The sequence below is a fragment of the Acinetobacter sp. COS3 genome (genome assembly GCF_000475335.1).
Classification (GTDB): domain Bacteria; phylum Pseudomonadota; class Gammaproteobacteria; order Pseudomonadales; family Moraxellaceae; genus Acinetobacter; species Acinetobacter venetianus.
This window is the reverse complement of sequence record NZ_AXCD01000008.1, coordinates 1-21,501: the sequence shown is the minus strand read 5'-3', so window position 1 is coordinate 21,501 and position 21,501 is coordinate 1. Positions and strand designations below refer to the sequence as shown.

Here is a 21,501-nt window from a genome sequence, read left to right as displayed (position 1 = left end):
AGCACTTTTAGATAAAATAAAAAATCAAATACGCTTAAATTAGAAAAAACGCCTGTATTAGGTATTGATTACAAATCAAAAAGTAAAATCATCTATTCAAATATTTAAAGCTAATTGTTCCTCTGTCGCAAAATTGCAATATAAGTGTCACATATTTGTCATGCCAAGCTGTTGAGATATATACAAAGTTTGATAGGAATAAAATTATGGCTGGTTTATCTATTTGGCATGTACTCATTTTCGCTATTGTGGTTATTTTACTTTTCGGTACATCTAAGCTTAAAAACTTAGGTAAAGATGTTGGTGGCGCGGTAAAAGATTTCAAAAAATCAATGAAAGAAGAAGATGAGGCAACTGCATCTTTAAATGAACCACGCACGATTGATGCTCAAGTTAAAAATACTGAAAGTTCAGTAAAAAACTAAGCGAGCCTGATTATGCTGAATTTGGGAATGTCCGAATTATTAGTATTCGGCATTATTGCTTTACTTGTACTCGGGCCTGATAAATTACCTGAGGCTGCTCGTTTTGTCGGTAAATGGTATACAAAAATAAAACGCCTCGTCAGTAATGTTCAGAATGATATTGATCGTGAACTCCGACTATCAGAATTACGTGAGCAAATGCAAAAAGAGATGCAACGTATCGCTGAGCTAGAACAAAAAATGCAAGTACAGATCAATGAATTAGAACAGCAAAGAGCGTCTGTTCTTGCACAAGAGAACTCGACTAGCAGTGACCAACCAATTAAGGTTCAAACATCATATTCATATCTCATACAGCCTTTAGCATTGATTTATTTTCCTAAATTCGCTGTCTTACACTTGGAATCCTATAAATCAAACTCGGATTCTGACTCATCGGTTTCAGAATTAAAGGTAGCTGTATGAACCCATCGTCTACTCAACAATTACCTTCATCTAATACGGTGAATGATGAGCAAGAAAATAAACTAGAAGAAATGCCGATTACGAAGCATTTAATGATTTTAAGGAAACACTTATTTAAAATCGTAAGCGCATTACTCGTTTTATTTTTTTGCTTGTTGCCTTTTGCAAATCAGACTTATCAATTACTTTCTGAGCCATTAAGAGCACAGCTTCCTGTTAGCTCATCAATGATTGCAACAGATGTAACCGCAACATTCATGGCACCATTCAAGCTGAATTTTTTCGTTGCTCTTATGCTTGCAATGCCTTTCATCATTTACCAAATTTGGTCATTTGCAAAGCCCGCTCTGTATGAAAAAGAAAAATCTTTGGCGTTTCCATTATTAGTAAGCAGCATTGTCTTATTTTACGCTGGTATCGCTTTTGCGTATTTTATTGCTCTTCCTTCTATTTTACATTTTTTTATGAGTGTATCGCCTGAAACTGTAGCCCCTATGACGGACATCAATAGTTATCTAGCTTTTTGTTTGAAACTATTTTTAGTATTCGGTTTAACTTTCGAAATCCCTATCATTACATTATTACTGATTTTAATTGGGATCGTAACAACACAAAGCCTAGTAGAAAAGCGGCGGTTTATCATCGTTGGATGTTTTTTTATTTCTATGTTCGTTACCCCACCCGATGCTATTTCAATGATTATGTTAGCAGTCCCAATGTGGCTCCTGTTTGAGCTTGGATTACTGTTTGGAAAAATTATAGAAAAAAGAAAGACGGCTTAGATTATTCTTGAAAAAACAGGTTTTTACCTGTTTTTTTATTTCTTATATTTTACTTATTAATTGATTTTTCACAAATTTGTCATGCAAATGTAAATGCTTCGTCATATTTAAACATTAAGTTAATTGGGGGAAAACTTTCAGAACAACTGTTACTATTTTAGGAATATTCCATGACCGAGCTATCGCCATATCATGAAGATCAAGAGTTGGATAACAACACATCAGACAATATCCATTTCCGTGACATTTTAGAACAACACATTAGTCGCCGTAGCTTAATTAGCAAAACTGCGAGTGGTGCTGTCGCATTAACTTTGGCTTCTACGTTGACTGGCTGTAACGACAACGATAATAATAACTCTAATAATAATGGTGGAACACCAACACCTGTTGATCCGAATCAAAAACCAGAAAAATTGTCATTCTCACCAGTCTCAAAAAATCTAGATGATATTGTTACTGTTCCTGAAGGTTATCAAGCGACGGTTTTATATGCTTTAGGTGACTCGATCAACCCAACATATGCTGAATGGGATGATAATAATATTCCATCTGGCCCAAGTTTCCAGTTCCGTTCAGGTGACTGTCACGACGGTATGCATTACTTCGGCATGAATGCTTCTACTCAACGCTTTGATGAAAGCATTTCAGATCATGGTTTGCTGGTCATGAACCACGAATATATCAACCCAACTTTCCTACACCCTAAAGGACCAACGAAAGTTGATGGTCGTCGCCCTGAAGATGAAGTGATTCGTGAAGTAAATGCACATGGTGTTTCTGTCATCGAAATCAAAAAAGATAAAACTTCACAAAAGGTAGAGGTTGTTAAGAACTCTATCTTCAACCGTCGTATTACGGGTTCTACAGTAATGGACTTTGCTGGTGCCGCTGCTGGTTCAGCTTTACTTGCAACTGCTTATTCACCAGCTGGCCGCCAAACACGTGGTACACACAATAACTGTGGTAATGGTTACACGCCATGGGGAACTTATCTAACAACTGAAGAAAACTTCATTGGATATTTTGCTCGTAGCACAACTGACGATGCTTTACGCAGCCCAGAAGAAATTATTGCACTGAAACGCTATGGTCTAAAAGCTGGTTCTAGCTCACGTTATGGTTGGGAATCTGCAATTGGTGGAGTTGAATCTCAAGACCTATATGATCGTTGGAATGCTGATGCGAAAGCAGATATGGCAACAAAAGATTATCGTAATGGACCAAATACATTTGGCTGGATGGTTGAAATCGATCCATTTGATGGTCGTCAAAACCCAGTAAAACGTACTTCATTAGGACGTTTTGCACATGAAGATAGCGCCTGCCGAGCTGTTGTAGGACAACAACTCGCATTCTATATGGGTGATGATTCACGCGGTGAATACATCTATAAATTTGTGTCAGATGCAAAATGGGATGCCAACGATATTAATGGCGGTTACGCTGCTGGCGATAAATACATGAACGCTGGTAAGTTATATGTTGCGAAGTTCAATAATGATGGTTCAGGTCAATGGATTGAACTTAGCTTTGGCAAAAATGGCTTAAATCAAACCAACGCAGTTTATCCATTTAACTCTCAAGCAGATGTTGTAACCTTTGCTCGTTTAGCTGCTGACTCTGTTGGTGCGACCAAAATGGACCGTCCTGAATGGTGTACAGTAAATCCAGAGAATGGTGAGGTTTACGTTACTTTAACCAATAACTCTAACCGTGGTTCAAGTTATCCAACAGATGCTGCAAACCCTCGTACTTATGAAGATTTATATAACAATACAAAAACTCAAAAAGGCAATGTAAACGGTCATATTATTCGTTTCCGTGAAACTGCAGATTTAACTACTGCTGAAAGTTTCAAATGGGATATCTATCTATTTGGTGCTGAAGCTTCTATGGCAGCAAACATCAACCTTTCAGGTTTGACAGATAATAATGATCTTTCAAGTCCAGATGGCATGTGGTTTGACCCACGCGGTGTTCTTTGGATTCAGACAGATGACGGTGCATATACAGACGTAACAAACTGTATGATGCTTGCTGCTCTACCAGGTCAAATTGGTGATGGTGCTGCGGCGACCACTTCAAATGGTACTGAGACACTTGTTGGTAAAAAAGTAACTGATGAAACATTACGTCGATTCCTTACTGGACCAAAACAATGTGAGATCACAGGTATCGCTATGACACCAGACTACAAAGCAATTTTCATCAATGTCCAACATCCTGGTGAAGATTCAGATGATTATGCAACTCCAGCAAGTAACTGGCCTGCAACTCAAACAAATCCAAATAATACAACTGCTCGCCCTCGTTCAGCGACTGTTGTGATTACACGTACCGATGGTGGAGTAATTGCAGGATAATCCTAGCTTACCCACTAAAATAATGCCGACAAATGTCGGCATTATTTATTTCAGCAAGCTCAGTTTTATTTCCTCAAGATGCCCCTGCTGCTCACCTTGTTGGGTTTTCTCAAGCCAATGCCACTGTTGCGATGTCATTCTTAAAAAATTCGAACAGCGTGTCCCATAAATCGGACTTTGAATAAAGGTGGAAGAAAGTAACTCCTCCATTTCCACGCTGACTCCCGTATTTGGTAAAAGATCAGGAATAATCTTTCTCTCATCCTCCAAAATATCCCATACCGCATTTTTTAAATCTGATTCTGAAATATCAACTTGCTGCAACATCGGTAGAAACTCTTGTGTAAAGCGCTTGCGTAAATGTTTGGTTTTCTCCCAATCCTCAGTCATTAATCCATTGGAAACCACGTACACACCATTGGCTAACACTTGAGGTGCTTCGCCACGATTACTCATATACACCGCTTGCTCATGATCGCCAACGAATAAATTAAAGCCAGCATAGGCTTGTTGCTGTTGTTCTAAGTTTTGCGCGAAGCGAATGGGTGGCAAGTCACTTTCTAAAAAGTCCTGAATAAGTTTTCCACGCGAGGTTTCATATTGGTTTTTATCATGTCCATTGCGAAAATTTGTCACAATTGCCCAGCGACCTGATGCGGTGACACCCATCCAAGTTCCGTCAGACTGTAAATCCTGTCCTGCAACGATCTGACTATTTTCCCAAAGATGCAGCGTTTGACTTGGACGATGATAAAACTCATCACGATTTGAAATTAAACAAAGTGGCATATCCTCAAGAACATGCCATGCAAAAGCGACGATACACATTATTTTGTTCTCACATCTTTACACATTGAATGTACAACATTTTTCACATCATTCCGCTACAATCTGCTCAAAATATAAAATTGAGGAACAGCAATGCTGACCTATCCTAATATTGATCCAGTCGCACTGAGCTTAGGACCAGTCAAAGTGCACTGGTATGGACTGATGTATTTATTGGCCTTTCTATGCGCATGGGGTTTAGCATCATATCGTGCTAAGCAACGTGATGGATGGACTGGTGACATGGTCTCAGACCTTGTGTTTTATGGTGCGTTAGGTGTCGTGCTTGGGGGCCGTGTAGGCTATGTGCTGTTTTATGAGTTTGGTAAGTTTTTAGAAAACCCACTCTGGTTATTCCAAGTGTGGACAGGTGGCATGAGCTTCCACGGTGGCTTCCTTGGAGTCATCATTGCGATGTTATTTTGGTGTAAGAAATACCAAAAAACATGGTTTCAGACTTTGGATTTCATCGCACCGTGTGTACCAACAGGTTTAATGTTCGGTCGTATTGGTAATTTCATTGGTGGTGAACTTTATGGCCGCCAAGTTCAAGACCCAAACTATCCATTTGGCATGATTTTTCCAACAGATCCATTAGGATTGGTTCGTCACCCATCACAAATTTATCAAGCTTTGTGTGAAGGTCTGCTTCTATTCATCATCTTATGGTGGTTTAGTGCGAAACCTCGCCCACGTATGGCAGTTTCAGCATTATTCTTGATCGGCTATGGTGTTGCGCGCTTCTTCATGGAATTCTTCCGTCAACCCGATATTGACCAAGGCTTTATCTTGTTTGGCTGGATGACCAAAGGACAAATCCTCAGTTTCCCAATGATCATTATTGGTCTATGGATGATGTGGTATGCCTATCACAAGAAAATCTACGATTGGCAAATTAAGAAATAATAAAAAGGGAGCTGATGCTCCCTTTTTTCTAATTAAACGTTCCGATTAACGCTTTCACGACCTCACCTAACCGCTTCCCTTGAGCTTCACACAACATTTTTTCATCTTGAGATAAGCTTTGATCATGCCGAGGACCACTGACATGGCTTGCACCATAAGGTGTGCCACCTGTTTTAGTATTTGATAGCGCAGGAATAGAATTCGGCAGTCCTAAAATCATCATGCCATGATGGAACAGTGGCGGTAACATGGTCAGCAATGTGCTTTCCTGCCCACCATGCATTGATCCTGATGAGGTGAATACACATGCTGGTTTATTGTGTAAAGCGCCATTCAGCCATAGGCTCGTGGTCTGATCCCAAAAATATTTCATCTCACTCGCCATGTTGCCAAAACGAGTTGGAGAACCAAGTGCTAAACCAGAACAATGTGTGAGATCTTCTAAGCTACAATAGATATCGCCATCTGCTGGAATACTTGGCTGAGCCTCTGTCACAACAGTCGCTAAATTCGGTACAGTACGAATTCGTGCAGTCATACCTGAAGCTTCAATTCCATCAGCAATCAAGTGTGCCATTTGCTTAGTTGAACCATATTTACTGTAATAAAGTACAAGGACGTAAGGTTGCATCAGTTTCGATAATTTTGTTAAAAAGAACACTATACGACATTTTTTATAGTTTGCGCGGTAGTAAGTCTTGTGATTTTCACAAGATTTTTATTAAAAATAATTAGGATAGAACCCATGATCTTAGACCGTTATCTAAAAAAATTACCTTTTTTAGAGAAAACATGGTTTCAGTTTATTGTATTTGTGTTACGGCGCTTCAAGGCTGATCGTTGTCAGGAACAAGCAGGTTCTTTGACTTATACGACCCTATTTGCTGTGGTTCCAATGTTAACTGTATTCTTGGTTATCATTTCTTCGATTAAGGCGTTAGAGCCTGCTCGACAGCAACTACAACAACTCATTTATAGTAACTTTTTACCTAAAAGTACCATCGCTTTTGATAAGGCACTCAATGCATTCACTGAAAAATCAAGCAACCTAACCATCATTGGTGTGCTGTTTCTTTTTATCACAACCGTTTTAATGCTGACCTCCATCGAGAACGTTTTTAACCGTATTTGGCGCGTTAAAGAGACACGCTCAGGTTTGGTTGGCTTTATGCGTTATTGGACCATTATTTCATTAGGCCCAATCGTGCTCGGTAGTGCATTTGTCCTGTCCTCTACTGTTGCTTCGATGAATATTCTGAGTAATAACTTTGCAGGTTATCAGCTCGATGGATCTTTCATCTTATGGCTGATTTCATTTTTATTGACCATTATTGGTTTCTTTATTCTGTATTGGACAATTCCAAATCGTACCGTGCCTATTCCCTCAGCACTGATTGCTGCCTGTTTTAGTGCAACCGTTTTTGAAATCTTAAAACGCTTCTTCGGTTGGGTGATGAGTAACTTTACCAGCTACGAAATCGTTTATGGTGCGTTCGCTGCCGTTCCTATTTTCCTACTCTGGATCTACCTTTCTTGGAATATGATTTTGCTCGGCGTCGAAGTGAGTTATGCATTGACTGCATTTCACTCAGGAAAGGAACAAAAACGCCATCCGATCTTGATGTTATTGGACATTTTGGAATTGTTTTATAAAAAGCAACAGATTGGTGAAAGTGTTTCGGAGCAAGAGCTTCTCGGTATTATTGGGCGAGGCGAACTGGGCCGCCTGCCTGCATATATCCTCCAATTAGAGGAACAAAATTTGGTTAAGCGTACCGACAAGGACGAATACGTTTTGGTTCGCAATCTGGCACAAGTCGATTTCTGGAGTTTCTTTACTGCGCTACCTTATCGGCTTCCACTCCGTGAGGACGTTCTGAATATTCATCAAGATGATGAATGGATGGAGAGACTTGGACCATCATTGATTGAAAGTAATGATTACTTAGCGGCTAAACTTTCCATCCCTCTTTCCACTATCTTTGAACAGAAATAAAGCTCACCTAAAAGACCTCAACAGAGGTCTTTTTTATTTCCGTAGCCAACCCTGCAAGCTCACAACTACAATCCCAAACAGAACCAATGCAGAACCAACCACAAAGTTTAGTTCTACAGTTTCATTCAATAACCACACACCAAAAGCCAAACCAAATAATGGCGTTAAAAATGAAAATACACCTAAACGAGAAGCTAAATAATTTCTAAGTAACCAAAACCATGCAAGGAAACTTGCGAAAGAAACAATCAAAGTGTGAAATGCCAAACTACCAAAAACCAAGGGAGTAAAATAGATAGTGGATTGTCCCAAAAAAACAGCCAAGCTAAATAACAGGACAAAGCTCCCTGCAAGCTGATAAAACAAAGTCTGAGTCACTGCGGCCTGAGCCAAAGAGGATAAACGTACGGTAATCGTCGTCGCAGCCCAAGCAATTGCAGCCGCCAAAGCCAATAAATCCCCCCAAAGCATTTGTTGCTCAAGTACTGTTGTAGGGCCTTGATTGGGGCGAATGAAGGTTACAACGATCCCCATAAATGCGATCGTGATCCCACTCCATTGCAATACACTTAAACGCTCAGACGGTAATTTCCAATGCAATCCTAAGGCAACAAAAATCGGAGCGGTATATAGCAATACCACAGCGTGAGACGCGGAGGTTAGATTTAACGCTTGTGCCAATAAGAAGAATTCTAAAGAAAAAAGAACAGCAACCAAACCGCCTGCTTTAAGGTTTTGTCGATTAAACAGTTGACTGTTTTTATCCAGCCACAATAAAGGCAATAACAAAAGTGCAGCTAAACCAGAGCGCAATGCAATTTGCATCAAGGGAGAGATATCGGGAGCAGCCATTTTTAAAATCACTTGCTGCAATCCCCAAATCATACAAAGCACGATCATTAGACCTGATGCTTTTGCATCTAAAGCTTTACGCTCATCCATCGCCCTCTCCCAATTTTCATTCTAGAGAGCCAATATAAGTCTGTCAGATTTTCATGATATAGTGAAAATCTGACAATACATACGTGTTTTCGGGCAATTCTCACTCTATGAAAAAAACAGCACAAAGAATTCAGGATTTCCAAAAAATTCCTGCCATCAATGATATTCCTGCCCCGTTATGGTTAAGAGTTCGCGATGCGCCTGCTGAAACAATTTACCCCGAACACGCACATGCTTGGGGTGAATTTATTTATGCCTTTGATGGTGTGTTAGAAGTAAATATCGAGCAAATCCATTATTTAACACCGCCACCTTATGGTATTTGGCTACCACCACATATGCAGCACAGGGGGATTAACCGAAATGATGTCACTTACTGTACGCTGTATGTCCATGAATCTTTGTGTCAGCAGATGCCGCAACAGGCAGGTATTCTACTGACTGCACCACTCGTTCCATCCTTACTCGAACATATTCGTAGTCATCACTTACCCGACCATGATCCTGAATATTTAAGGCTGCTCCAAGTGCTGCTTGATTGCTTAACACATGCCGAATTAGTCGGAAGTTATTTACCCACTACACAACATCCAGCTCTTGCTCAAATTCTTAATCATTTACATGAGCATCCAGCAGATGATAGTACCTTGGAAGAACTCGCTAAAATGATCAACATGACTGAGCGAACCTTGGCGCGTTATAGCCAAAAAGAGCTTGGTATGTCTTTGCACGAGTGGCGACAACGTTTAAAAGTCATGAAAGCAATGTCGATGTTAAACAAAGGCAAAACCATTGAAAGTATTGCGCTTGATTTAGGTTATGCTAGTTCCTCAGCTTTTATTTATATGTTCAAACGTTGGATGCATTTCACCCCTGATCAGTTCCGAAAACTCTATCAAGGCAGTTAAGGCAGCTCGAAACGTTTTAAATTTTCCTGTTCATAGGGTGCATCTTCAGCGGGATAACGCAAATTGACATCCCCCTTTTGCTTTGCCAAAGACCAAATAATGCTCTCACCTGCGGGCAAAATTTTTGCATTTTTTTGATAAAGTGCATCACTATATGCTTGTTCGCTATCAATCAACTGCCAATCATGTGCTTGAAATGCCTGTATGATATCATTGAGAAATGCCGCATTAATGGCATTTACGTGTAACAACAAAACATGCTTAGGCGAATAGCCCAACGTTTCAATCGCTAATTGATCGTAATATGCCGCCCGATCAAGTAAATGAGCAATATAAGCCTGTTTTAACTTTTTAAGGTACTGCGTCTGTCCTTGTTTTTGATAGGCGATATATTTCTGATTATAAAACCAATCACTAGCATCAATACTGACAGCGCCAGATTGATAATGATGTTGTTTTAAGTACGCTGCAACGCGATCTCGTTTTTCAAGCGTATTTCCCTCTTTTAAAAAAGGAAAACGATATCTTGCCGTCCAACCCGTTAGCGGACGAAAAACCTGTTCAGCACGTTGTATGCCTGCAATATATTGCTGACTGCTAATATGGTCTTTGTTGAGATTTAGATGTAACTCACTGTGATTCCCAATTTGATGCCCTTGCTTGCGCCATTCAGCTACAAGCTGCAAACCGGCATAATCCCCTATTTTAATAACACTTGGATAAATAATACTTTTTAGTTGATGTTGTTTGAGTTGTTGTAGAATTTGCTGATTAATCTGCACCGCTTGCGAATTTAGATCGGGATTCACACCATCATCAAAGCTTAATGCCAGTTGTTTCGCCTGCCCCATTGTTGTCACAAATATCAGCAGCAAACCTAAGCATTTTTTCATGATTCTTCTCTTTTATTTTTAAATAAAAATGGCGCTGACCTTATAAGCGTCAGCGCCATTCTAAACATTATTAAGCGTTTACAAAGGTATCCCAGTCATATTCTCCAGTCTGGGTAATCAACTTCATTGTCAACTGATCATTCGGGTGTAATGCACCAACGCCAGCTGGCGTTCCAGTCATAATCACATCGCCTGCTTGTAAGCTGAAAGATTGATTGATCTCAACCAGTAAAGCACCAATATCAAATAACATATCTCGGCTAAAACCGTGCTGACGCTCAACTCCATTAATCGTCAGGATCAGCTCTAATTCTTGCAAATCGCCGATTTCATCTGTTTCGACCCAATCCGCTAGAATACATGCGCCATCAAATGCTTTCGCTCGCTCCCAGGGCTGTCCTTTGGCTTTTAAGTCACTTTGTAAGTCGCGCAGCGTGAGATCCAAACCTAGCGTGATCGCACCAACAGCTTCTAAAGCTTTTAGTTTATCCGTCTCTTGAGAAAGAGGATGTGCGATTTGCAAACAAATTTCACATTCAAAATGACACTCGCCTAAAGCCTGATTCCATTTAACACCTTGCGCCAGTGAACCGATACTGCTGGGTGGTTTCATAAATAAAATCGGACGATCTGGAATCGCATTACCAAGCTCTTTTGCATGCTCAGCATAATTTCTGCCTACACAAACAATTTTTGATGGCTGAGTACTCATGTAAGCTCCTTGTTGTTATAACCAATAATGAGTTTATTTTTTAAAGCTATTTTCAAACTTCGTTTGATCTGCTGAATCGGTAAATGCTCGTTTGGGCACGATAATCACCGTATGATTTTTCAACTCTAACATGTAGGTCAACTTGCCTACTGCAAAGGATTGTACTTCAGCATACTGCGCTGTTTGTTTCTTTCCTGTTGAGTAAAGTTCAAAATGATCTTGGTAGAGATCAATGCCTTGCTCACTTTTTCCAAATTGATAACGCACGAACTGACGTTTAAACAACATCGGCAATAACCAATAACGCATCACACCCTGCATAATCAGGAAGAAAACGCCAAGCGCGACGTAGTAGCGACCTACATCAGTAAAACCGAGATAAACACCCCACAAAATAATCGCAATGCTAATCGCTGGGGTGAGAAAACGCGTAAGAGGCTTTTTTCCAAAAGTGACTAAGGCAAAACCATCTTGAGATTCTTGTAAGTTAAGGTAATAACGCACAGATACGGTTGGACGCTGTTCAGACATACTCGGCTTCTAATTTTGCTCATCATGAATGGGCATAAATATTACACTAATTTAAATGGCTACATGTTGTTTTACACAATATGACTATTTTTTACTCTAGAAAGAAATTATAAATATTTTGGATTCACTGTTATGGATAAACACCCATTGCTCAACAGGTAAATTATAAGAACTCAAAGGAATGTAATGTCTTATTTTTCTCGCCTCATTTCTATAGGCATTTTATTCGGAATAAGTCCGTTTAGTTTTGCTCAGATCATTACATGGTCTGACAATATTCCAAGTGCTTTACAGCCTTTTCAAAATAATCCTCAACTTTTAGCCAGTTATACGCAAGGCAATATTTTTATTTATGGCCACCCTGCCGTCAAAACATCTGTACCAACATTAAAAAACAATCCTCAGCCAAGTGTTAGTTTTAATACTGCTGCGATTATTGTCCCCGCCAATAGCCAACGCGTTTCTGAAACATTGACTGACTTTAGTCATTATGTTGGTCTATTTCCAACACTGAAATCTGCCAAACGTATTGAACAATCAGGCAATATCGTACAGATGAAATATAAAGTCTCCATCCCAACCCCTATTCCTGTACTTAATTTCAATGAAGATGTGACATTACAACATCAGATTAAAGCCAATAGCATCGCGAGTTTGGTGGTCGATGCACCTATTCCTTACGGAGTAGGGAAATTAGAGTGGTTTGCACTCGATGACAACAGAACTTTGATCACCTTAACGCAATGGGGAGATCTAAACCAACCCAAAGGCTTTATCATCAAAAAAGTATTAAATGCCATTCCTGAAGTTAAGCTTGGGATTCCCAGTACAAGTAATGCATTTATTTTAGAATCTCTCAGAAATCGATTTATTGGACAAAACACGGCTGCACTCAATGCAGGACAAATGCCCAATCCACAACTCAGTGCAGCTCAATTAGCGAAAATCACTCAACTGATTCAAGCATCCCAACAACCAGTCAGCGTGTTACATGCCCCGACGAGCGTACCGTATACTCACGGACGTGAAGGCATGCGATTTACAACGACCTATCATTTTTATAAACATCCACCACAGCAATTACAGAAATGGTTGAATCCTATTTCCTATCAAGAGTTATTTCCAAGACAAATTAAAAAAGTCGTCACGACACCCATTCAAAACCAAGGACAAAATGCTGATATTCAAGTTAATGTCGGTTTAGGGGTCATTAATATTCCCTTTGCATTTAAACTGCATTTTAACTATCCAAATGACACCGAGAATAGTTTTTATGCCACGGGTGGTGATTTACGTTTTATTAAAGGAAAAATGGAGTTGACTGAGCTCAAACAAGGCAGTTTATTTAAAATAACCACCAGCGCAAAAATTGATGAAAAAGCACCATTTTTATTAAGGGCAATGCGCAGCTTGCCTTATCATGATGTGCTGCCTGCTGTTGGAGGTAATACTGTGTTTGTACAGAAAGTTAAAAACAAAATATAAATTTCAGGCACAAAAAAACCGCTAAGTTAGCGGTTAATTCTTCAAATTGGTGCGCTCAGAGAGATTCGAACTCCCGACCCCTTAGTTCGTAGCCAAGTGCTCTATCCAGCTGAGCTATGAGCGCGTATTTGATGGAGGGCATTATACGCACTTTTTCCCATTTGATAAGAACTTTATTGCAAAATAATTTCAATTGATTATAGATTCAGCACATCGTTTAAAAACACATCAATACACAATATAAACATTTGCTTTCAATTGAAATACGAGACAAGAGTTTCTGCTTAATCACTACGATCAAAATTTTCATGATTTATTATTAAATTTCAGAAGATTAAAAATTTATTTACAGCGTTAGATGCTTTGTTTCACATTTTATTCACTTAGCTTTTGATATGGATTTTAGCTATTTTATCCATATTTTCTCTCTTCTCTCACACTAAAAAATAAGCTAAGCAGTTGATTTTTATTATCCCCAAGATTTTCACAAAAACTACGCTTTATCGAGTGGCGTTGACAAAAATTAGTTAAACATTCAATACTTTTTATTAATTATGAGACAGGAGTCACATAATTATAAGGACGAATAAAACAAGACTTTAATAATTATGATAGGTATACCAATATGTTATTTAAAAATATCTTATCACCCATAACAGGCATCCTTTCTCTTCCAAGCCAGAATAATCAAGGCTCATCATCTTCTGTGAATACGGTATCAACAGTCAATAATAATCAAATAGAAGATAGTACCTTGACCAATAATAGCAGTAGTTCTGCTTATGATGGTTTGTTGAATGGAACTGCCGCTGGAAACGGTGAACAAAACTACGGTGTTGGCGTGGGTAATGGTGAAGGCGTTAATTTTCCTATTCCATTTACGACAACTTTCTATTCACTCGGAGACTCATATTCTTGGTTTGGCAATGCTGAACCTGTCACCTCTATAAATACAGCACCAACGTCCTCTTCAATCCATTTACAAGATCAAGATACGATTGATAACAGTAATACGGGTACTGCAGAAAATGGCAATGATGGTGGTTTCTTAAATGGTACTGCTTCAGGTAATGGCGATCATAACTATGGCATTGGTGATGGAAATGGCGATGATGCCAACATCATTACACCTATCACCACACCTGTAGACTCCCTAGGGAATGCTTATGCAGTAATTGGTGGTGGTGCAGTTGATTCAATCAATACAACTCCGACCAGTTCAACAGTTGTTATTGAAGACAATGACAATACCAATAACAGCAATACTGGCGTAGATGCCGCTGGGAATGGAAACGCAGGCGGTCTTCTGAATGGCGTCGCTGCGGGAAATGGTGAACATAATTATGGGATTGGTGATGGCAATGGTGATGATGCCAGTGTCACAACACCTTGGACGACACCAGTGCAATCTGTTGGAAACTCAATCTCTGGCATTGGCGGTGTAGACTCCATCAATACAGCACCAACAGTATCTTCAACCCATCTTCAAGATAATAACACAACCAATAATAGCAACAATGGTACAGGCACATCAGGCAATGGTTCTGGTGGAGGATTAGCCAATGCTGTTGGTGCAGGAAATGGTGAACAAAACTACGGCATTGGGAATGGCAATGGTGACGATGCCAGTGTGACCACACCTGTAACTGCTCCTTTTCAAAGCATTGGCAACTCGATTGCTGGGATCGGAGGTGGTGATGTAGATTCCGTGAACAGTACGCCAACAGTGGCATCCAATGTCATCGAAGACAATGACACAACAGACAATAGCAATAATGGCATGGGGATAGAGGGTAGCTCAGGCAATGGGATTGGCGATGGTCTACTCAACGGCGTGAGTGCAGGTAATGATGAACACAACTATGGTATCGGCAATGGAAATGGCGATGATACAAGTGTCACGATGCCATGGACAACGCCAGTTCAAGCGGTTGGTAACTCAGTCGCAGGCATAGGTGGTGGTGACGTCGGTTCAAGCAATAATGCACCAACCCTAAGTTCCAACATTGTTCATGACAATGATTCAACAGATAACAGCAATAATGCTACAGGCATAGCCAATTCAACAGGCAATGGTGTTGGCGGTTGGGGCAATGGTCCTGCTGCTGGCAATGGTGAACAAAACTATGGTATCGGGAACGGAAATGGCGATGATGTTGATGTAACTGCACCAGTCACCGCTCCTTTCCAAGCACTTGGAAATTCTGTTGCAGGCATCGGTGGAGGTGATGTTGATTCAACCAATAATGCACCAACTCAAACGCTAAACTATGTCGAAGACAATGATTCAACCGACAATAGCAACAATAGTTCCAATAGCATTGATGGCTCTACAGGCAATGGTCTTGATGGCTTACTGAATGGCGTCAGCGCAGGCAATGACGAAAAAAACTATGGTATTGGCAATGGAAATGGTGACGATGCAGATGTAACTGTCCCATGGACAACACCTGTTCAGGTTCTCGGTAACTCATTTGGTGGCATCGGTGGTGGCGATGTTTCTTCCAACAATAATGGAGCAACAACCTCAACAAATATTGTTCAAGACAATGACAGTATTGATAACAGCAACAATAGCAATGGTCTTGGCAGTGCTGTAGGTAATGGGATTGATGGTTGGGGCAACGGCCCCGCAGCAGGTAATGGCGAACAAAACTATGGTATCGGCAATGGAAATGGCGATGATGTTGATGTTACAGCCCCATTCACAACACCCGTCAATGTTCTAGGTAATGCATTTGAAGGTATTGGCGGTGATGTTTCATCGACGAACAATGGCTCAACCACAACTCTCAACCACGTACAAGACAATGACAGTACCGATAATAGCAACAATGGTGGCACTGGTTTGGGCAGTGCTTCTGGTAATGGGATTGGCGGCCTACTCAATGGTGTGAGCGCTGGAAATGGTGAACATAACTATGGCATCGGTAATGGTAACGGTGATGATGTCGACTGGACATCACCTGTCGTCAGCCCAATCAATATTATGGGCAATGGTGTCTCTGGAATAAATCAAAACAATGATGAAGACAGTTCTGGCAATACCTCAACCAACACAGCAACCACCAACACCACCAATATTGTTGAAGACAATGACTTTACTGATCATAGCAATAATGGCGCTGGTGCAGCTGGTAATGGCATTGGTGGTATTCTCAGCGGTTTCGGCGCTGGTAACGGAGAGCAAAATTACGGTATCGGAAATGGTAACGGTGATGATTCAGGCGTGATCATGCCAACAACGACACCAATCAACGCCCTCGGAAATGAGTTTTCTTGGTTCGGCGACGCAAACAACTCATCCACGAATAATGCATCTACTACAGCATCAAATTATGTTTTTGATAATGACAGTACAGATAACAGTAATAACGGCACTGGTATCAATAGTGTTGCAGGTAATGGTGTTGGCGGTTTACTGAATGGCGTTGGTTCTGGCAATGGAGAACATAATTACGGAATTGGCAATGGGAACGGTGATGATGCTAGTGTCGTCATACCGATTACCACACCAATGAGTGGCTTGGGTAACTCATTTGCATTATTTGGAGATGCAAATTCAAGCTCTGTGAATGATTCATCAACAACAACTGTCAATCATTTTGAAGATAATGACACCACAAATAATAGTAACAGTGGCACTGGCATCGTCGAAGGAGCTGCTGGCAACGGCTTAGGCGGTTGGGGCAACGGTCCTACCGCTGGTAATGGTGATCATAATTATGGCATCGGCAATGGTATTGGCAATGATGCCAGCGTTGTCTCCCCTATCACTGCCCCGCTGAGCGGCTCTGGTAATGCATTCTCACTCTTTGGCGATGCAACCTCTAATTCTGTGAATGACTCATCCACACATACGACAAACTATTTCCAAGACAATGACACCACAGACAACAGTAACAGCGCGAATGGTTTTGGTGATGGTGGTCTAGGTGGTGGTTCTTCAGGGAACGGAATTGGCGGAGGACTGCTAAATGGTGTTGGTGCTGGCAATGGAGAACATAACTACGGAATCGGCAATGGTATAGCTGATGATGCCAGTATCGTTACCCCGATTACTGCACCAGTCAATGCTTCAGGCAATGCCTTCTCCATCTTTGGTAATGCAACATCAAACTCAACCAATGATTCATCAACAACAACTGTGAATCACTTCGAAGACAATGACAGCATCAATAACAGCAATGCTCATAATGCTGGCGAAATCGAAGGTGGCTCAGGGACTCTTGGCGATGGTGGTATCCTGAACGGTGTTGCTGCAGGAAATGGTGAACATAACTATGGTATTGGCAATGGTATTGCGGATGATGCCAGCATCGTGATGCCAATTACGACACCAATTAATGCATCTGGTAATGCGTTCTCAATTTTTGGAAATGCAACAGCCAACTCAACCAATAACTCATCAACAACCACTACAAACTATTATCAGGACAATGATAATACTGACAATAGCAATGGCACAGGAAATGGTGTTAGCACGGGTTCTGGTGGCTTATTCGGTCTTGGTGGAATACTCAATGGCGCTGCCTCAGGTAATGGAGAGCACAATTACGGTATTGGCAATGGTAACGGTGACAATGCAAGTGTTGTTGCACCGATTGCGATTCCTATCAACCTTTCTGGTAATGCGATTTCTCTTTTTGGTAGTGCCTCTGCGAACTCAACTAACAACTCATCTACCAATACAACCAATCAGTTCAATGACAATGACCTTGAAAATAATAGCAACGGCAGTGCCAATGGTTCAGGTGGAATCCTCAATGGTATCGGTGCAGGCAATGGTGAGCACAACTACGGTATTGGTAATGGCAACGGAGATGATGCGAATGTTGTAACGCCAATTACGATACCGATTAACTTCTCAGGAAATGCAATATCCGTTCTCGATCTCAGTGGTCTAAATGGTGAAGGTGATTTTAATGTGCTTGGCCCAGTGACTAACTTGGTTGACGTTGTTGCTGGTAATGGTGATGGCTCAGGAGTTTTAGGTACTGTTACAGGTGCAATCGGTGGCATCACGGGTGGAACCGATGGTAGCCCGATTGATTTAGTGACTGGTGTAATCGATGGCATCACGGGTAGCACTGATGGTAGTCCTATCGATTTAGTCACTGGTGCCCTTGATGGTATTACTGGTGGTGATCTTGCTAATAATCCTGTCACAGGGATTGTTCAAGAAGGCATCGATATTCTACAAGGCGTTGAAAGCTTAAAAACTGAAATCATCAATACGGGGATTGATACTGTAGCTGACACCATCATCGGTGCTTTCCCTCAAGCTGAACATCCTGTCGGTGATATCGCTGACCTAGGTACCCTCACTTTTGAAACTTCTCGCGATACTGTAAATGGTACTTTAGAAACCGTGTCTGATTTGGCGGGTGCTGATCTTAGTGGTGCTTTAGATTCTGCAACAGGTGTCATTGAAACCTTAGTTGATAATGGTTCTGCTGCAATCGGTATTGTTCAACATATTGCTGATGACCTTGGTAATCTCGGTGATCTTGCTGATGGTACACCACTAGAAATGGTGACTGATGTCATTGACGGTATCACAGGCGGTACCGATGGTAGTCCGATTGACTTAGTGACTGGTGTAATCGATGGCATTACAGGTGGTACCGATGGTAGTCCGATTGATCTACTCACCAATGTAGTTGGTGGCATAACTAGTACTGAAAGTTCATTGGGAATCGTCACAAACTTACTTGGTAGTATTACTGGTAGTCTTAATGGTGGTGCACTAAGTGAAGTAACTCATATTACAGCCGATATCGATGGCGTATTCAGTGGCGGAGCGCTTGATTCTGTTGGAACAACCATTAGCAATGCGACGGATAACCTTGAACTTGGTTTAGATGGTCTGACTGGCGGATTAAGTGATGGTTCACTTGATGGTATTCATAACCTCATCAGCATTAGCTTAAATGGTGAAAGTGAGAACAGCTTAGGCGTTGATCATATCCTGACAGCAATTACAGGAACGACATCAACAGTGACAACGGTAGCGGATTCAACAGGCTCAACCAGCACATATACAGAAACCATTACCTCACCATCTACACTGACAAATCTCTCAGATGATCTATTCCACTCATTGAATCTATTCTAAATCCTCGCTCAAAAAGCCGCTGTCATCAGCGGCTTTGATTTAATAAAGATTTAAACGTACTTATCCATTCAAACACCTTAATCAACAGTATTGATAAATACATAGTTTTAAATATCTTAACAATAATAAATTCTATACAAAAAAAACTGACGAATGACCACTTTTGACAAACAGAACGCCCCGACAGTCTAAAAAATTAACCTTCACTTTAAACAACTGATATTGCTCACATATTAAACAAATTCTACCTGAGCTTAAGCTCAAATAAAAAGTCTATTAAATATTAAAACTATTTACAATCAACAAGATAAGGTATCAAAAACAGAATAAGCAAATCAAATTCTCAAGATTGACAAAAAAACTGCAACATATAACACTAAAAATGATTAATGTGATGTTAATCACACAAAAACAATATGGATTTAATAATTACTCGAAACAAAACATTTTAAAAATATATAGGTACGCTTATGAGCTTCAAAAGTCTATTTTCGCCAATCTCGAATCTATCATCGAATTCATTTGATGATAATTTCACAATATCGCCCCTGAGTGGCTCAACACAGATTCCTTTTGCGTTGCTTTCACAGGCGCTGTCTACTCAAAATATCAACAGTATGGTGAGCAGTATAACGAGCAATATAGCAATGAACTCGTTTAGCCCTGTACTTAATATTCTAGGAAATTTTAATCCTATATCATCATTCACAGGGACTTTTGAAGACATTTCTAGTAGTAGCGGGAACTTCAAAAGTTTAGTCAATATTCCGTTTAAAGTCGTTCCCAATATGAGTGGTGGAGTTCCAAATATTCCGACCAACAATCCATTAGATGCAGCTGTTAATATGGCTGGAAATGTAAAAAATACAACTCTGAATAACCAATTATTTGATCAGACCACGAGCACTATCACCAATAACTCAGGCCTTCTCAATACAAGTACGCTAGAAAATCCAACCAATATTTTTGATACCTTTACAAACACAACCAACACTTCACCACTCAGTACCGTAACAAATGCATTCAGTGGCTCAATTATTGGGCTAAACACAGATGGTTTCGCAAATAACATCAACACCATTAACAACTTTAAAACCTTAATTGCGAATAATCCTGCAACAGCTTTAACTAACTTCTTTGGGGGATTAAATGGCGGAGTGAATGATAGCTCAGGCAATGCCAGCGGCAACATCAATACGCCTGTTGGAAATATCAATAGTGGCCTTTCTGGTGACCCTGAGAATGGTATCAATGGTGGGATTAATACAGGATCAGGCGATATAAATATTGGTGTCGGCGGCTATCAACTCAATACACTCACAACAACCATTTCAAATATCACTGGTGAGACTAACCCAACAAATACCTTCTCTACCATCATCAATCAGGTAAGTAGCGGAAGTAACCCTGTAACTCAAACTGTTCAAAGCGGTATTGATTCATTACAAGGTGCTGAAAGCCTCAAAACAGAAGTCATTAACTCAGGTATTAATACCGTTGCAGATACAATCATTAGCGCTGTTCATCAATCCGAACATCCGATTGGGGATACAGCAGATCTAGGCACACTGACTTTTGAGACTTCACGCGATACCGTAAATGGTTCTTTAGAAGCTGTTTCAGACTTAGCTGGTGCAGATTTTAATGGTGCGATCGACTCCGTATCTGGTGTAGTGGAAACATTAATTAATAACGGCTCTACAGCTACAGAGGTTGTCCAACACATTGGTAGCGATCTTGGTAACTTAGGTAATCTTACTGATGGTACACCACTTGAAATGGTGACTGGTGTGATCGACGGTATCACAGGTGGCACTGACGGTAGTCCAATTGATCTCGTCACTGGTGTCATTGATGGCATTACTGGTGGTACTGATGGTAGTCCGATTGATTTAGTGACTGGTGTGATTGATGGCATCACGGGTGGTACTGACGGTAGCCCGGTTGATCTTGTGACTGACGTGATTGATGGCATCACGGGTGGTACTGATGGTAGTCCGATTGATCTCGTCACTGGCGTGATCGATGGCATTACTGGTGGCACTGACGGTAGCCCAATCGACCTAGTCACTGGTGTGATTGATGGCATTACAGGTGGCACTGACGGTAGCCCAATCGATTTAGTCACTGGTGTGATTGATGGC

The 21,501-nt window shown here is 40.6% G+C and carries 16 protein-coding genes and 1 tRNA gene; 10 read left to right on the top strand and 7 right to left on the bottom strand.

Features of this window, described 5'->3' with window-relative positions; translation table 11 throughout:
• The first annotated feature begins 206 nt into the window (after positions 1-206).
• From tatA to IO68_RS21675, 4 genes are all read left to right on the top strand, one after another.
• Complete coding sequence (tatA, locus tag IO68_RS21690; protein WP_004877539.1) at positions 207-425, top strand: Sec-independent protein translocase subunit TatA; 219 nt, start codon at positions 207-209, stop codon at positions 423-425.
• A 12-nt stretch (positions 426-437) separates the two neighbouring features.
• Entirely contained in the window at positions 438-890 is a 453-nt protein-coding gene (gene tatB / locus IO68_RS21685; protein ID WP_004877541.1) for a Sec-independent protein translocase protein TatB, read from the top strand.
• Positions 887-1,672, top strand: coding sequence for a twin-arginine translocase subunit TatC (gene tatC / locus IO68_RS21680; RefSeq protein WP_004877544.1), 786 nt, complete (start codon positions 887-889; stop codon positions 1,670-1,672). Before tatB ends, tatC begins: the two co-directional genes overlap by 4 nt.
• A gap of 170 nt (positions 1,673-1,842) precedes the next feature.
• Positions 1,843-4,038: a PhoX family protein gene (locus IO68_RS21675; RefSeq protein WP_023012914.1), complete on the top strand. Its 2,196-nt coding sequence runs from the start codon at positions 1,843-1,845 to the stop codon at positions 4,036-4,038.
• Positions 4,039-4,083: 45 nt separating this feature from the next.
• On the opposite strand, the gene IO68_RS21670 is transcribed toward IO68_RS21675, so the two are convergent.
• On the bottom strand, positions 4,084-4,866 hold the full coding sequence (locus IO68_RS21670; RefSeq protein WP_023012913.1) for an NRDE family protein: 783 nt from the start codon (positions 4,864-4,866) through the stop codon (positions 4,084-4,086).
• Between the two features lie 93 nt (positions 4,867-4,959).
• Here IO68_RS21670 and lgt point away from each other — a divergent pair, with 93 nt between their 5' ends.
• On the top strand, positions 4,960-5,772 hold the full coding sequence (gene lgt / locus IO68_RS21665) for a prolipoprotein diacylglyceryl transferase (RefSeq protein WP_023012912.1): 813 nt from the start codon (positions 4,960-4,962) through the stop codon (positions 5,770-5,772).
• Positions 5,773-5,800: 28 nt separating this feature from the next.
• Here the strand turns inward: lgt and wrbA are convergent, their stop codons facing one another.
• Entirely contained in the window at positions 5,801-6,403 is a 603-nt protein-coding gene (wrbA, locus tag IO68_RS21660; RefSeq protein ID WP_031234727.1) for an NAD(P)H:quinone oxidoreductase, read from the bottom strand.
• Between the two features lie 114 nt (positions 6,404-6,517).
• On the opposite strand from wrbA, the gene IO68_RS21655 reads away from it, so the two are divergent.
• The gene (locus IO68_RS21655) at positions 6,518-7,768 is read left to right on the top strand and encodes a YihY family inner membrane protein (RefSeq protein WP_023012910.1); all 1,251 of its coding nucleotides are present in this window, start codon (positions 6,518-6,520) and stop codon (positions 7,766-7,768) included.
• Between the two features lie 33 nt (positions 7,769-7,801).
• Here the strand turns inward: IO68_RS21655 and IO68_RS21650 are convergent, their stop codons facing one another.
• Positions 7,802-8,710, bottom strand: a complete 909-nt coding sequence (locus tag IO68_RS21650) for a DMT family transporter (protein ID WP_023012909.1) — start codon at positions 8,708-8,710, stop codon at positions 7,802-7,804.
• A gap of 107 nt (positions 8,711-8,817) precedes the next feature.
• On the opposite strand from IO68_RS21650, the gene IO68_RS21645 reads away from it, so the two are divergent.
• Positions 8,818-9,618: an AraC family transcriptional regulator gene (locus IO68_RS21645; protein ID WP_023012908.1), complete on the top strand. Its 801-nt coding sequence runs from the start codon at positions 8,818-8,820 to the stop codon at positions 9,616-9,618.
• Here the strand turns inward: IO68_RS21645 and IO68_RS21640 are convergent.
• The 3 genes from IO68_RS21640 to IO68_RS21630 all read right to left on the bottom strand — a co-directional run bounded on the left by IO68_RS21640 (position 9,615) and on the right by IO68_RS21630 (position 11,754).
• Complete coding sequence (locus tag IO68_RS21640; RefSeq protein ID WP_023012907.1) at positions 9,615-10,511, bottom strand: polysaccharide deacetylase family protein; 897 nt, start codon at positions 10,509-10,511, stop codon at positions 9,615-9,617. The genes IO68_RS21645 and IO68_RS21640 overlap by 4 nt on opposite strands.
• A gap of 70 nt (positions 10,512-10,581) precedes the next feature.
• The gene (locus IO68_RS21635; RefSeq protein WP_023012906.1) at positions 10,582-11,223 is read right to left on the bottom strand and encodes a fumarylacetoacetate hydrolase family protein; all 642 of its coding nucleotides are present in this window, start codon (positions 11,221-11,223) and stop codon (positions 10,582-10,584) included.
• 33 nt (positions 11,224-11,256) lie between these two features.
• On the bottom strand, positions 11,257-11,754 hold the full coding sequence (locus tag IO68_RS21630; RefSeq protein ID WP_007479602.1) for a YcxB family protein: 498 nt from the start codon (positions 11,752-11,754) through the stop codon (positions 11,257-11,259).
• Positions 11,755-11,940: 186 nt separating this feature from the next.
• Between IO68_RS21630 and IO68_RS21625 the strand changes: the two genes are divergently transcribed.
• Positions 11,941-13,239, top strand: a complete 1,299-nt coding sequence (locus IO68_RS21625) for a hypothetical protein (protein ID WP_023012905.1) — start codon at positions 11,941-11,943, stop codon at positions 13,237-13,239.
• 47 nt (positions 13,240-13,286) lie between these two features.
• Here IO68_RS21625 and IO68_RS21620 read toward each other — a convergent pair.
• A tRNA-Arg gene (locus IO68_RS21620) sits at positions 13,287-13,363 on the bottom strand.
• A gap of 501 nt (positions 13,364-13,864) precedes the next feature.
• Between IO68_RS21620 and IO68_RS21615 the strand changes: the two genes are divergently transcribed.
• Both IO68_RS21615 and IO68_RS21610 read left to right on the top strand, forming a co-directional pair.
• A complete protein-coding gene (locus tag IO68_RS21615) occupies positions 13,865-19,357 on the top strand; it encodes a beta strand repeat-containing protein (protein ID WP_023012904.1) in 5,493 nt (1,830 codons plus the stop codon).
• Positions 19,358-19,827: 470 nt separating this feature from the next.
• The coding region (locus IO68_RS21610; protein ID WP_031234725.1) for a hypothetical protein at positions 19,828-21,501 on the top strand (1,674 nt) is incomplete at its 3' end.

Coding starts and splice junctions, on each gene's coding strand:
- tatA (WP_004877539.1), top strand. CDS start 207: ATGGCTGGTTTATCTATTTGGCATGTACTCATTTTCGCTATTGTGGTT.
- tatB (WP_004877541.1), top strand. CDS start 438: ATGCTGAATTTGGGAATGTCCGAATTATTAGTATTCGGCATTATTGCT.
- tatC (WP_004877544.1), top strand. CDS start 887: ATGAACCCATCGTCTACTCAACAATTACCTTCATCTAATACGGTGAAT.
- IO68_RS21675 (WP_023012914.1), top strand. CDS start 1,843: ATGACCGAGCTATCGCCATATCATGAAGATCAAGAGTTGGATAACAAC.
- IO68_RS21670 (WP_023012913.1), bottom strand. CDS start 4,866: ATGTGTATCGTCGCTTTTGCATGGCATGTTCTTGAGGATATGCCACTT.
- lgt (WP_023012912.1), top strand. CDS start 4,960: ATGCTGACCTATCCTAATATTGATCCAGTCGCACTGAGCTTAGGACCA.
- wrbA (WP_031234727.1), bottom strand. CDS start 6,403: ATGCAACCTTACGTCCTTGTACTTTATTACAGTAAATATGGTTCAACT.
- IO68_RS21655 (WP_023012910.1), top strand. CDS start 6,518: ATGATCTTAGACCGTTATCTAAAAAAATTACCTTTTTTAGAGAAAACA.
- IO68_RS21650 (WP_023012909.1), bottom strand. CDS start 8,710: ATGGATGAGCGTAAAGCTTTAGATGCAAAAGCATCAGGTCTAATGATC.
- IO68_RS21645 (WP_023012908.1), top strand. CDS start 8,818: ATGAAAAAAACAGCACAAAGAATTCAGGATTTCCAAAAAATTCCTGCC.
- IO68_RS21640 (WP_023012907.1), bottom strand. CDS start 10,511: ATGAAAAAATGCTTAGGTTTGCTGCTGATATTTGTGACAACAATGGGG.
- IO68_RS21635 (WP_023012906.1), bottom strand. CDS start 11,223: ATGAGTACTCAGCCATCAAAAATTGTTTGTGTAGGCAGAAATTATGCT.
- IO68_RS21630 (WP_007479602.1), bottom strand. CDS start 11,754: ATGTCTGAACAGCGTCCAACCGTATCTGTGCGTTATTACCTTAACTTA.
- IO68_RS21625 (WP_023012905.1), top strand. CDS start 11,941: ATGTCTTATTTTTCTCGCCTCATTTCTATAGGCATTTTATTCGGAATA.
- IO68_RS21615 (WP_023012904.1), top strand. CDS start 13,865: ATGTTATTTAAAAATATCTTATCACCCATAACAGGCATCCTTTCTCTT.